This window comes from Flavobacterium sp. GCM10023249, from assembly GCF_042653365.1.
In the GTDB taxonomy this organism is placed as follows: Bacteria; Bacteroidota; Bacteroidia; order Flavobacteriales; family Flavobacteriaceae; genus Flavobacterium.
In genome coordinates this window covers 53,851-66,531 of sequence record NZ_JBHSHZ010000005.1, presented here as the reverse complement: position 1 = coordinate 66,531, position 12,681 = coordinate 53,851, and the positions used below count along the sequence as shown (strand labels likewise).

Below are 12,681 nucleotides of genomic sequence, written 5' to 3'. Positions count from 1 at the left end.
CAATCCGGTTAAAACCACTCCGCCTACACCCGTTGCTGAGCCCGAAGCACCATGCGCCTGAGCATCATAAATACCAGTATAACCATTCACAGTTATGTTCGCATCGGCTTTGTTAATCATTATGGATACATCGCCCGATTCGTCTTCATAATTCGGATTCGAGAACGTCCAATGTGCCGTTCCTCCTGGAACATCAGTAAACGAAGCTCCCAAATCCAATCCGGTTAAAGCCACTCCGCCTACACCCGTTGCTGAGCCCGAAGCACCATGCGCCTGAGCATCATAAACACCAGTGTAACCATTCACAGTTATGTTCGCATCGGCTTTGTTGACTGTCAATGAAACTGTAGCACTTGTAACAGTACCACAACTATTGGAAACAACTACTCTATATAAATAACCACTCATTGAGACAGAAGGGTTACTAATTGATAAAGTCGAACTATTAGCTCCTGTAATATTGTTATAATTAAGCCCGTTATCTGTACTTAAACGCCACTGGTAAGAAAGTGTAGCACTTCCATTGGCAACTATTGAAAAATTGGCATTCGAACCGTAGGTTATAACCTGATTTATAGGTTGAGTACCTATAGAAGGTGAAATACATGAAATATAATTAATAGTGAAATCTTGTATCCCATTATTAGCTGTAGATGGAATACAGATTATTCTTGGATTAGAAGCATCTACGGTAAACTCACCGGCCGGTCCGCTCCATGAACTGAAAACACTACCATTTGCAGCAGTGGCCGCAGCTTCAACTCTTAATGAAGTACTTGTTGAATTATTTAGTTTTGTAAAAGTAGAACCATTTGAAGTTGTTGCAGTTCCCGATCCTGAAGAAGTTGATGATCCAGAACATGATCCACCTGAAAAAACATTCCAAATCAGACTTGCTGTACTTTCGCTGGTTTTTATTCTGACATTACCATCCGTAAAAATTGTTTGAGCGGTTAATCCTGAAGTTTCACCGGTTGCAGTCAATATGAATGTGACGCCCAAATGACGTTCATTGATCAAAAACTGAGCATAATTAATGTTTCCATTTTCATCAGCAATTGTATAACGATTATGGTCTGCAGTACACACTTGTGGTGTTTCATCAAAATGCAACTGAACAGTTTCTCCAGGAAGCCAACCTGAACCAGTTACAACAACATATTGTCCTGGTACGTAATCATCTCTATCCGTAAAAACAGATGCCTGTCCGTAGATCAGAGAAGAAAATAAGAATATACTAAAATAAAAAAAGCTCGAAAAGCGACTGGTTTGAGGTAAGTTTACATCCATAACAAATCTATTAAATTCATAAAAATTTATTTGTTTGTTTTTGGAAAACAATACCCGAATTTAAGATGTATGGATATACTCGCTATGCAATTAGTGGCGTTACATTTAGAGCAAAAGAAAATGAAAATCAATCATTTAGCAACTAATTTACCATTTTGATTTGTAGTATTTATCCTTTTTTTAAAATACTCGATGAAGCGATAAAAAATAACTGCATAAAACAATTATAAGAAACATCTTATATACTACAAATTCTTAAATAAATGTTAAAACGGTAATTATCAAAAACCAAAAGTAACCTCTTGGCGTAAATGAGTTAAATAAAAAAAATCAAAACATGAAAACACAAAAATTTGCATCAATGGTTATTTTAGGATTTATCCTAATGATGAGTACAACGTCTAATGCTCAAAAAAATGTAATCGTAGGAGGAGCTCCAATGTATCCGACCAAAAACATTATCGAAAATGCGGTTAATTCTAAAGACCATACAACACTTGTTGCTGCAGTAAAAGCGGGAGAATTAGTTGAAGTATTGTCTGGTAAAGGGCCTTTTACTGTCTTTGCTCCTAACAATGCCGCTTTTGAAAAATTACCTGCAGGTACAGTAGAAACTTTATTAAAACCTGAAAACAAATCGACATTACAAGCCGTTTTGACATACCATGTGGTAGCTGGTTCTATGGATAGTAAAGCAATTGCAAAAGCTATAAAAGAAGGCAAAGGAAAAGCTAATTTAACCACAGTTCAAGGTGGTAAATTAATATGTTCTATGGAAGGTAAAAACTTGGTCATCACAGATGAAAAAGGTGGTAAATCAATGGTTACTATTGCCAATGTTTATCAATCGAACGGTGTGATACATGTTGTAGATACGGTTGTATTACCAAACTAATCCCATACTTTTTTGTCCCCATCATAAAAAATCCCTATTTAGGGATTTTTTTTTCATATTGTAATTATAGAATTTATAAATACCGGTATCTTTATATTTGTGAAACGAAAACATTTAAAAAACATTCATGAAAATTGTTATTTCTCCAGCTAAATCGCTAGACTTTGAAAAAAATCTTCCTACTGAAAAATTCTCCAAACCTAGTTACCTGAAACAATCGAAAGAAATTGTAAAGGTTTTAAAAACTTTGAAGCCCAAGGATTTGTCGGAACTGATGGATATTTCACCAGCTTTGGGAGAATTAAACTGGCAACGCAATAAAAAATTCAAAACTCCATTTAGCCCAGAAAATGCTCGTCCGGCAGTTTTTGCATTTAATGGAGATGTATACCAAGGATTGGACTCCTACTCTATTCCAGAAGAAAAATTAGAAACATTACAAAGCAAACTCAGAATACTTTCAGGTCAGTACGGTATCTTGAAGCCTTTGGATTTAATTCAACCCTATCGATTGGAAATGGGAACTTCTTTAGCAATTGGCGAATCAAAAAATCTTTACGGGTATTGGAAAGAAACACTAACTACTGCCATAAACAAAGAATTGAAAAAAAACGAATTGTTTATCAATTTGGCGAGTAACGAATATTTTAGTGTACTCGATGCGAAAAAATTGAAAGTTCCGGTAATTACACCTGAATTTAAAGATTATAAAGACGGTAAATTAAAAATGATCTCTTTTTTTGCTAAAAAAGCCAGAGGAATGATGGTACGATATATCATTGATCATAATGTAGAAACTTTAGACGAATTGAAAGGCTTCAACTATGAAGGCTATGCATTTGATGCCAACTTGTCCAAGGGAACTACTTTGGTTTTTACGAGATAGTATGCGTGAGGGATGGCAGTGAAAATCCTTTTTTATGAAGGCGAAGCCGAAGTAAAAAAGATTGTAACGAACAGCCCGGCCCAAAGGGACACGCCCAAATAATAAAATTTCAGCCTATCACAATGAGTGATTCCAGAAACGACATAGAAAGACTAAAGGCATTATTATCCTACGATATAATGGACACACCTGTTGAAGATAGTTTTGACAGCTTAGCAAAATTGGTATCAATCATTTGTGAGACACCCGCTGCCATAATTTCTTTTATAGACGATAAAAAACAATGGTATAAAGCCAAAATTGGAACTAACGACACCGAAGTTCCGTATGAAGAAACCATTTGTCAATATGTTGTTTCAAGTGGCAGCATGCTTGAAATTTCTAATACTCTCGAAGATGATCGATTGATTAATAATCCACACGTACATATCGAAAACGGAGTACGATTTTATATCGGAGTCCCATTGATTTCAGATACAGGACACACAATTGGTACTGTTTGTTCATTTGACGGGGTTTCAAAAAAACTTTCAGAAGAACAAAAAAAAGCGCTGGATATTATTGCCAAACAGGTAATGCACTTATTGGACATTTCGAAAAAGAACAACCAATTAATTAGTGAAGTAAAAAATCTTCTGGAGCAGAAAATAAAAGAAGCTCAAGAAACAATCAAAACTACCGAAGCGGCTTACAACATACTTTTCAAAGCCATTGACAAATCAAATGCGATTATTGAATTTTCTCCAAAAGGTATTATTGAATATGCAAATGATAGTTTTTTAGAAATCATAGGCTATTCAAAAGAAGAGTTAATAGGACAACACCATAAAATACTTTTAAATGATACAGAAGAAGAAAAGAACAATTATTTGTTTTGGAACTCATTAAATGCAGGTGTTTTTAAATCGGGACGATTCAAACGAAAACATAAAAATGGCAATGAAATTTGGATTCAAGCTTCATATAGCCCTATTCTAAATACTGAAAACGAAGTTGTTAAGATTACAAAAATTGCCCAAAATATTACTTTGGAAATCAATGCGCAACGGGCTTTGGAAAAGGCAAAATTATTAGCTGATGAGCTCAATATCCAAAAAGACCATTTCATAGCCAATATTAGTCATGAAATACGAACGCCTATTAATGCTGTTCTAGGATTTACCGATTTGCTTTTGGATGAGGAAACCAATGAGAAAAAGCTGAACTACTTGAAATCGGTTAAAACATCCGGAGATAATTTATTGTTTTTAATTAATGATATTTTGGATTTATCTAAAATTGAAGCGGGGATATTTCAGGTAGATTCCAATTCTTTTAATCTGTATGAAACCATTGAGAATGTCTTCTCTATTCTCATGCTCAAAGCAGAACAAAAGAATTTAATATTCTCCAAATCGATTGCGACCAGCGTACCCGAATATATCATTGGCGACCGAAATCGACTTACTCAAATTTTGCTGAACTTACTGGGTAACGCTGTCAAATTTACTTTAGAAGGAACCATTCATCTAAATGTATTTCTGCAGGAACCAACTCTATTACAATTTGAAGTATCCGATACCGGTATTGGTATACCTGAGAATAAATTGTTTTCGATATTTGAACGCTTCTCACAGGCACAAGAAAATACTTCGAGACAATTTGGTGGAAGCGGACTCGGATTGAACATCTGTAAACTTCTTGTTGAAAAACAAGGTGGACATATTGCTGTAAAAAGTAATTTGGGCAAAGGATCAACATTTACATTCAGCCTTCCATTTTCCGAAAGTGCCACTGCAAAAGAAAAAACTTTGACTCATCTAACGACAGCAACGAATACTCAAAAAATTGCCCGGGTCTTGATGTGTGAAGACAATGAAATGAATCAGAATTTGATGAAAGCGATTTTTTTGAATACCAATCATCAATTGGACATCGCCAATAACGGTATTGAAGGTTTGAAACTACTCAAAGAAAAAGAGTATGATGTAATTCTAATGGATATTCAGATGCCTGAATTGGATGGTTACGAAACAGCAGCAATACTAAGAAACGAATTAAAACTAAAGACGCCCATTATCGCCATCACAGCTCACTCAACTATAAAAGAAAGAGAGCGATGTTTGGCATTGGATATGAATGATTATATTTCCAAACCTTTCAAAAAAGAGGAATTGTTAGCAAAAATCGATTCATGGGCTTTCGGGAAAACCAATCCAAATCAATCCAATGATAGTATCGAAACGCAAAGTTCCGAATCTGTTATTTCATTGGAATATCTTGAAGAATTAGCAGCGCATGACACTAATTTCTTAAAAGAAATGCTTCGTTTATTTCAAAAACAAAGCGGTGAAAATCTTGAACTGATGCTTACTTTTTTATCCGAAAACAACTTAAAGCACATTCAAAGAACAGCACACAAATTGAAATCGTCATTTAGTGTTATAGGAGCCGATGTTTCCATTTTAGATACAATTGAAACCGGATCTGATTTGGATACTCTTGACAAGGATATTCAACAACTGAAAAATCAATTGAACACCATTAACCTAGAGATAAATAAACTACTTATTAAGAACTAAAAATATATGAAAATTGTAATTATTGAAGACGAAGATATGTTACGCAGATCATTGGCGTTTTTTCTGAGATCGAAAGAATTTGATGTTGAAGAATTTGACAACGGACTTGATGCTATTGATTATATTAAAAACAATTCTACTGATATTGATATCATTATAACGGATTTGAATTTACCTTTTGCCGGAGGAAAACAAGTGATTCATGCCTGCAAACAAATTCCTGAAAGTGCAATACCAATTATTGTATTGACATCTTCCGGAGTTGAAAACACAGAATTGGAAGTATTTGATTTGGGTGCCGATGAATTTATTGCTAAACCATTTAGTCCTCAAGTATTGTTAAAACGAATAGAAAAACTAATTTCTTCCTGATGTCATTTCGTAAATTATTAACGTCCATTACTCCACTGCTAATTTGTTTGTTTATTTCTTCCAGTTCATGGTCACAGGATGATCCGCATGGCATTACTGCAAAACCAACTCAACAAGATTTTTTAGACGCAATTGCATCGACCAAGAAAAACATTGCAATGTTTCCAAAAAATAGTAATTATCAATTCTACTTATGTCAATTGTATTTTTGGTCCGGTGATACAGTAACGGCGCAAAAAGAATTGGATCTATTTTTAAAAGAAAACCCCAATTCTATTGAAGCTAATGATTTATGGATTAAAACTGCATTGGCTTTAGAACAATATGATGCTGTAATTCAAAAGTCAAGAGAAAGCAAAAGTAAATTTCCCAACAATCGTGATTTTTATAGTTTACACGAAGCTTTAGCACTAGAAAAACAAGATAGAAATAGTGAAGCTTTAGATGAATTAGCAACAATTTCTGGGGATTCAAAACTAAAAAAAGATGCTGCTTATTTAGAAACACAAATTCTAAAGAAAAAGAAAAACACAATCACTGTTGGTCATTTGTTTACCGATTTTGAGGATTCTAATTCAGCCTTACATAGTTCAACTATTGAATATGGAAGAAAAATTGGCCGAAATACATTAATAGGTAGAATTAATTACGGAATAACCAATTTCAATAAGGAACTTCAAACGGAAATTGAGGCTTATCTGAAAATAAAAAACAAAAGTTATTTGTATTTAAATTCAGGATTTGCTGGAGACAATGGTATTTTCCCACAGTATAAAATTGGGGCCGAATTCTTTCAGGATTTCCAAAAAATAAGTACGTCTATTGGTTCCAGATACTTCTTTTTCGATAAAGACAACAAAACTTTATTGGTTACCGGACATTTAGGCTTGTATGCTAAAAATTGGAAAATAGAATACCGTCACTATTTGGCAGAAACGAATACCGATTGGTTGTCATCGAGTATACTAAACGTCAGACGCAATTTTGAAACCACAGAATCTTACCTACAATTTGATCTACAATACGGATCGCTACCATATTTCTTTCTAAATAATGCAACTTTTCAACGTTTAAATGCTTACAGATTAGGAATAAATGGTAAATTCAGAATAGAAAAAAATTATTTCATACAACCAATTTTTATGTATGAAAGAGAAGAGTTTATTCCAAATCAGTACCGCAACAGATATTCTTTTCAAATCAATTTAAGTAAACGCTTTTAATGAATCGATAATGTTCACAACCGATTTTTCACATTACGACTTTCAAGTTCAACTACTGCTCACACTAATCGCTTTGTTTGCGGTCACATTTTTGTTGTTTTTTGTTCTTACTTATATCAATCGTTATAAAAGAATCAAAAAAACAGAATTGAAAGCGGTGTACCAAAAAAAAATAGATCAACTCTTTTTTACATTACTATTTGAAGAAAATAGAACAGTTACAGAAGCATCCGATGTTTTTAAAAACGTAATCATTCCAACCAAGTTAATAAAAAAAATGACTTTAAAGTCAATCAATTCGCTTCACCGAAATTATACCGGCGAATTGAAGCAAAAACTGGAGGAGTTTTATGTTGAATCGAATTTGGTTCAGTATTCCTTAAAAAAAATGGATTCCTTAAACTGGGCCAAAGTAGTGGAAGCAATACGAGATCTCTCCAATTTAAACTATCAGGAAGCGTATCAAAGTATTTATTCTAAACTAGATCATTCCAAAAAAATTGTACAGAAAGAAGCATTCATTGGTGTGATTCTTTTGAAAGGATTGAATGAATTAATCAAGTTGAAAGATTCCCCTATTTATATCGATGATTGGACACAGAGTAACATTTTATATGTTGTGAAACGTGATAAAATGAAAGCTCCGGAAAATATTGAATTACTGCTTACAAGTAAAAATGAAAGTATTGTTTTATTGGCTGCACGGATTATTCAGTATTTCCAGTTGGTACAACATTCTAATGCATTGGAACATTGGGTTCAAAAAAATCCCAATTCAATTATTCAATCTAAAATAAGTGCTATCACCACACAGTTAAACACTATACACGAAGCATTATGACAGGAATCCATTGGTTAGATACCACGATCCATATTTTTAATTATCTGATTTTGCTTTTTGCGATTTCGGTAATGGTTTCTTATATCCTATTGGCACTTATTTCTGCCTATGCTTTAAAAGCCTATCATAAGAAAAACCGCTTTGTAAATTATAATGCACTTTTGGCTTTACCAGATACACCCAAAGTTTCTTTACTAGCTCCTGCCTATAACGAAGGAAGAACTATAGAAGAAAATGTAAAATCGTTACTCTCTATCAACTATAATAATTTTGATGTGATTGTAGTCAATGATGGTAGCAAAGATGATTCTATACCAATTCTAATCCATGCCTTTGAATTAGTAGCTGTAGATCAGAAATACGAAGCTATACTACCAACTAAAGAAGTCAAAGCGATCTATAAATCTACAAATCCTTCCTACTCCAAATTAGTGGTGGTTGATAAACATAATGGTGGTAAAGCTGATGCACTTAATACAGGGATTAATATTTCTAAAAATCCTTATGTAGTATGTATCGATGTCGATTGTATTATGGATAAGGATGTATTGTTAAAATTAGCAAAACCTTTTTTAGAAAAATCGGAGAAAAGGATTATTGCTACTGGTGGTGTAGTACGAATAGCCAATTCCTGTGTAATCAAATCCGGTAAGTTAATTAAAGTCAATGCTCCCGAAAATTGGGTGGCTCGCATTCAGGTATTAGAATATTTAAGAGCTTTCCTTTTAGGAAGAATGGCTTGGGCAAAATTAGACGGATTACTATTAATTAGCGGTGCTTTTGGAATGTTTGATCGAGAGATTGTTGTGAAATCAGGAGGATACAACACCAAAACGGTTGGAGAAGACATGGAATTAGTGATTCGTATGAGACGGTATATGATGGATCGGAAAATGGAATATGCAGTACAGTATATTCCCGACCCTTTGTGTTGGACCGAAGCACCTGAAAGCTATGAAATTTTAAGAAAACAAAGAAGTCGATGGACAAGAGGTACGATGGAAACATTATGGATTCATCGCAAAATGTTTTTAAATCCAAAATACAAAACCGTTGGTCTGTTGAGTTATCCCTATTGGTTTTTATACGAATATTTAGCTCCAATAATTGAATGTTTTGGATTACTAATTACTATCCTATTCATTTGCCTTGGAGCCTTAAAATGGCATTTCTTTCTTTTATTGGTTCTAATGGTATATGTATTTTCTGTTATGTTTTCCATGTTAGCCATTTATACCGAAGAAGCAACTTTCAGAAAATACAATACATTCAAAGATTTACGAAAACTAATTTTTATTGCACATCTAGAAGCCATCATTTTTCATCCATTCACGGTTTATGCTGCAATAAGAGGGAATTGGGAAAAAATTAAAGGAAACAAAGGTTGGGGTGAAATGACTCGAAAAGGTTTTGAGAAAAAATAAAGCATAAAAAATCCCGAAGGTACTCTTCGGGATTTTTATACTTAATCGTTCATCGAAATGAGGAACTCTTCATTATTTCTTGTTTTCTTGAATCTATCATTGATAAATTCCATTGCTTCTACTGGATTCATATCCGCCAAATATTTACGCATAATCCACATACGTTGAATTGTCTTTTCATCCAATAATAAATCGTCACGACGAGTACTAGATGAAGTAAGATCCACAGAAGGGAAAATACGTCGATTGGCAATCTTACGATCCAATTGCAATTCCATATTACCGGTTCCTTTGAATTCTTCGAAGATAACTTCGTCCATTTTAGAACCTGTTTCGGTTAATGCTGTTGCTATAATACTTAATGAACCTCCACCTTCAACGTTACGCGCCGCACCGAAGAAACGTTTTGGTTTTTGCAATGCATTGGCATCTACACCACCACTCAAGACTTTTCCTGAAGCTGGTTGTACTGTATTATAAGCACGTGCTAAACGAGTAATTGAATCCAATAAAATAACTACGTCATGCCCACATTCTACCAAACGTTTTGCTTTTTCCAGTACAATATTGGCAATTTTCACGTGTTCTTGTGGTTCTCTATCAAATGTTGAAGCCACTACTTCTCCACGCACACTACGTTGCATATCGGTAACCTCTTCAGGACGCTCATCAATTAGTAAAACCAATAAATAAACTTCTGGATGATTCGCTGCAATTGCATTGGCAATGTCCTTCAATAACATAGTTTTACCCGTTTTAGGCTGCGCCACAATCATACCGCGCTGTCCTTTACCAATCGGGGAAAATAAGTCAATGATACGAGTTGAAATTGAACTCCCTTTTTCAGCCAAACGGAATTTTTCTGTTGGGAATACTGGAGTTAAATGCTCAAAAGAAACTCTATCGCGAACCACTTGAGGATCGTGTCCGTTAATTTTCAATACCTTCACTAATGGAAAATACTTCTCTCCTTCTTTAGGAGGACGAACCACTCCTTTTACAGTATCTCCTGTTTTTAAACCAAACAAACGGATTTGTGAAGTCGACAAATAAATATCATCGGGAGATGCTAAATAGTTATAATCTGATGAACGCAAAAATCCATATCCATCAGGCATCATTTCCAAAACGCCTTCACTTTCAATAATTCCCTCGAACTCATAATCGGGTTCTCTGAAATTAGTTGTCTTTTTGTGTTTATTAAATTTAGGATTATTAGAAGCTTGTGGTGTTTCTGCTTCTGAAGCAGGAGTTTCTTCTTTTGCAACTTGAACAACTGGTGTTTCTTGTTCAGTTTCAGTAGCAGGTAATTCTACTTTTGGAGTATCGTTTTCTGTTGCAGTAGTCTTCTGTTTGTTTTTTTGAAAACGATTGTTCTTTTGATTTTTGTTGTTTCTGAACTCCTTCTCTTTCTTTTCAATTGGTTCCGCTTTGGGTTCTTCAAAAAGAGAAACTTGAGGTTCAGTCACTTTTTCAACCGGAGGTTTCGCTTCTGTAGGTTTATTTTCCTGTTTAGCCTCTTTGGTTATTCTGACTCTTTTTGATTTGGAAGGTATTTCTTTTTCAACTTTAGCTGTAGCTTCGGGTGCGATTTTATCTGGATTAGCAGCCTGATAATCTAAAATTTGATATACCAACTCCTCTTTTTTAAGAGTTTTAAAGCTTTTAATCTTGGCAATCTTCGCAATTTCCTGTAGCTCAGAAAGCTTCATTTCTTTTAAAACAGAAATATCAAACATATAATGTTGTTAGATTTAATTAAGGGAATAAATTGTATGAGGTTTTTTTGAATTCTATGTTCCGAAGTATGAAGTGCTTACGGATTGTTAGGGCAATATTACGAATTTTATTTCAGTAAACAATAGTTTTTTATAAAAAGATACGCTATTTTTGCTTCTCAATTTTTAAAAATGTTACAAAGAATTCAAAGCGTTTATTTGTTTTTTGCATTTGTGGTAAGTGCTGTACTACCATTTGTATTCTATTTATGGATTGAAAATGGTGCTAAAGCAACCAAAGTATTTTTTATGTCAAACATAATCTATACGGTATTGTTCGGCTTGAGTGCCGCTTTAGCAATCATGAGTTTAATGACTTATAAAAAGAGACAACAACAGTTTGTGATGAACAGACTGAATATGATATTGAACTTAATTTTACTAGGATTATTTGTGTATCGTACACTAAGCGTATCTGGAGAAACTTCGGTTTCGGAGAAGGGTATTGGGATGTTCTTGCCTGTTCTATCTATCTTTCTGTTAGCTTTAGCTAATAGAGCCATCAAAAAGGACGAAGATCTCGTAAAATCTGTGGATCGATTAAGATAAACCTATCATCTTAGTTTATTAGTGCGAAAAAAAAGCTAACCAAATTTGGTTAGCTTTTTTATTTTACCTTGTTTTTTTTCATTAATTTTAATTAGTTTTCTCACTAAAATTAGTGATATAAAAATCATTAATTAAGAGTATTTCAAGTAAACTATTAATCGTTTACTTTTGAAAAACATACTTAACATACTATGGATACCAAAATCAAAATACACCTGGCTGATGATCACCAAGTTTTAATCGACGGATTGTTAGCGGTTCTAAGAACCAACCCCATTTTTGAAGTTGTCGGCTTTTCTCTCAACGGTGATGGTTTGGTAGAAAGAGTGGCTCAAAACGACGCACACATTTTAGTAATGGATATCAACATGCCGGAAAAAGATGGTATTCAAGTGCTAAGAGAGTTCAACGAAAAAGGATTTACCTGTAAAGTAATTGTTTTATCAAGCTATGATGATCCCAAACTCATTAAAGAAGTAATCAAACTCGGTGCTAGTGGCTATCTAACAAAACAAAGTGCCGGTGAAAGTATTTTGGATGCCATCATGACGGTAGCACAAGGAAGTCAATATTTTTCTGCCAATATAAAGGATAAAATATTTGATATTTTTACCGAAAACAATAACCGTGAATCCTTAAGAATAGAAGATGTTATTTCTAATATTACCACACGTGAATTAGAAATATTAGGATATATTTGCGAGGAAAAAAGCGGTAAAGATATTGGGGAATTATTAAACATCAGTCCGAACACAGTTGAAACACACCGTAAGAACTTAATGAAAAAATTAAAAGTCAAAAGTTCAGTTGGACTAGTTCTTTTCGCAACCAAACACAATCTAATTAATATTAACTAAAACCA

Annotated in this window: 11 protein-coding genes; 9 read left to right on the top strand and 2 right to left on the bottom strand. The window is 33.9% G+C overall.

Annotated elements, in window-relative coordinates; genetic code table 11:
• The coding region (locus tag ACFO7M_RS01650; RefSeq protein ID WP_379733672.1) for a hypothetical protein at positions 1–1,290 on the bottom strand (1,290 nt) is incomplete at its 3' end.
• A 337-nt stretch (positions 1,291–1,627) separates the two neighbouring features.
• On the opposite strand from ACFO7M_RS01650, the gene ACFO7M_RS01645 reads away from it, so the two are divergent.
• The 7 genes from ACFO7M_RS01645 to ACFO7M_RS01615 all read left to right on the top strand — a co-directional run bounded on the left by ACFO7M_RS01645 (position 1,628) and on the right by ACFO7M_RS01615 (position 9,492).
• Entirely contained in the window at positions 1,628–2,185 is a 558-nt protein-coding gene (locus tag ACFO7M_RS01645; RefSeq protein WP_379733670.1) for a fasciclin domain-containing protein, read from the top strand.
• A 127-nt stretch (positions 2,186–2,312) separates the two neighbouring features.
• On the top strand, positions 2,313–3,071 hold the full coding sequence (gene yaaA / locus ACFO7M_RS01640) for a peroxide stress protein YaaA (protein ID WP_379713052.1): 759 nt from the start codon (positions 2,313–2,315) through the stop codon (positions 3,069–3,071).
• A gap of 122 nt (positions 3,072–3,193) precedes the next feature.
• Positions 3,194–5,632 carry an ATP-binding protein gene (locus ACFO7M_RS01635; protein ID WP_379713054.1) on the top strand — a complete coding sequence of 813 codons (2,439 nt, stop codon included), beginning with the start codon at positions 3,194–3,196 and terminating at the stop codon, positions 5,630–5,632.
• A gap of 6 nt (positions 5,633–5,638) precedes the next feature.
• Complete coding sequence (locus tag ACFO7M_RS01630; RefSeq protein ID WP_379713056.1) at positions 5,639–6,004, top strand: response regulator transcription factor; 366 nt, start codon at positions 5,639–5,641, stop codon at positions 6,002–6,004.
• Positions 6,004–7,227: a YaiO family outer membrane beta-barrel protein gene (locus ACFO7M_RS01625; protein ID WP_379713058.1), complete on the top strand. Its 1,224-nt coding sequence runs from the start codon at positions 6,004–6,006 to the stop codon at positions 7,225–7,227. Before ACFO7M_RS01630 ends, ACFO7M_RS01625 begins: the two co-directional genes overlap by 1 nt.
• Positions 7,228–7,237: 10 nt before the next feature.
• Positions 7,238–8,068, top strand: coding sequence for a hypothetical protein (locus tag ACFO7M_RS01620; RefSeq protein ID WP_379713060.1), 831 nt, complete (start codon positions 7,238–7,240; stop codon positions 8,066–8,068).
• Positions 8,065–9,492, top strand: coding sequence for a glycosyltransferase family 2 protein (locus ACFO7M_RS01615; protein WP_379713062.1), 1,428 nt, complete (start codon positions 8,065–8,067; stop codon positions 9,490–9,492). The genes ACFO7M_RS01620 and ACFO7M_RS01615 overlap by 4 nt, the downstream gene beginning before the upstream one ends.
• A gap of 41 nt (positions 9,493–9,533) precedes the next feature.
• On the opposite strand, the gene rho is transcribed toward ACFO7M_RS01615, so the two are convergent.
• Positions 9,534–11,231 carry a transcription termination factor Rho gene (gene rho, locus ACFO7M_RS01610; protein ID WP_379713064.1) on the bottom strand — a complete coding sequence of 566 codons (1,698 nt, stop codon included), beginning with the start codon at positions 11,229–11,231 and terminating at the stop codon, positions 9,534–9,536.
• 171 nt (positions 11,232–11,402) lie between these two features.
• Between rho and ACFO7M_RS01605 the strand changes: the two genes are divergently transcribed.
• Together ACFO7M_RS01605 and ACFO7M_RS01600 are read left to right on the top strand one after the other, a co-directional pair.
• Positions 11,403–11,819, top strand: a complete 417-nt coding sequence (locus tag ACFO7M_RS01605) for a DUF4293 domain-containing protein (protein WP_379713066.1) — start codon at positions 11,403–11,405, stop codon at positions 11,817–11,819.
• Between the two features lie 191 nt (positions 11,820–12,010).
• The gene (locus tag ACFO7M_RS01600) at positions 12,011–12,676 is read left to right on the top strand and encodes a response regulator (protein ID WP_379713068.1); all 666 of its coding nucleotides are present in this window, start codon (positions 12,011–12,013) and stop codon (positions 12,674–12,676) included.
• Positions 12,677–12,681 lie beyond the last annotated feature (5 nt).

What these genes read in the sequence shown, in the direction of transcription:
- ACFO7M_RS01645 (WP_379733670.1), top strand. Translation starts at nt 1,628, where the DNA reads ATGAAAACACAAAAATTTGCATCAATGGTTATTTTAGGATTTATCCTA.
- yaaA (WP_379713052.1), top strand. Translation starts at nt 2,313, where the DNA reads ATGAAAATTGTTATTTCTCCAGCTAAATCGCTAGACTTTGAAAAAAAT.
- ACFO7M_RS01635 (WP_379713054.1), top strand. Translation starts at nt 3,194, where the DNA reads ATGAGTGATTCCAGAAACGACATAGAAAGACTAAAGGCATTATTATCC.
- ACFO7M_RS01630 (WP_379713056.1), top strand. Translation starts at nt 5,639, where the DNA reads ATGAAAATTGTAATTATTGAAGACGAAGATATGTTACGCAGATCATTG.
- ACFO7M_RS01625 (WP_379713058.1), top strand. Translation starts at nt 6,004, where the DNA reads ATGTCATTTCGTAAATTATTAACGTCCATTACTCCACTGCTAATTTGT.
- ACFO7M_RS01620 (WP_379713060.1), top strand. Translation starts at nt 7,238, where the DNA reads ATGTTCACAACCGATTTTTCACATTACGACTTTCAAGTTCAACTACTG.
- ACFO7M_RS01615 (WP_379713062.1), top strand. Translation starts at nt 8,065, where the DNA reads ATGACAGGAATCCATTGGTTAGATACCACGATCCATATTTTTAATTAT.
- rho (WP_379713064.1), bottom strand. Translation starts at nt 11,231, where the DNA reads ATGTTTGATATTTCTGTTTTAAAAGAAATGAAGCTTTCTGAGCTACAG.
- ACFO7M_RS01605 (WP_379713066.1), top strand. Translation starts at nt 11,403, where the DNA reads ATGTTACAAAGAATTCAAAGCGTTTATTTGTTTTTTGCATTTGTGGTA.
- ACFO7M_RS01600 (WP_379713068.1), top strand. Translation starts at nt 12,011, where the DNA reads ATGGATACCAAAATCAAAATACACCTGGCTGATGATCACCAAGTTTTA.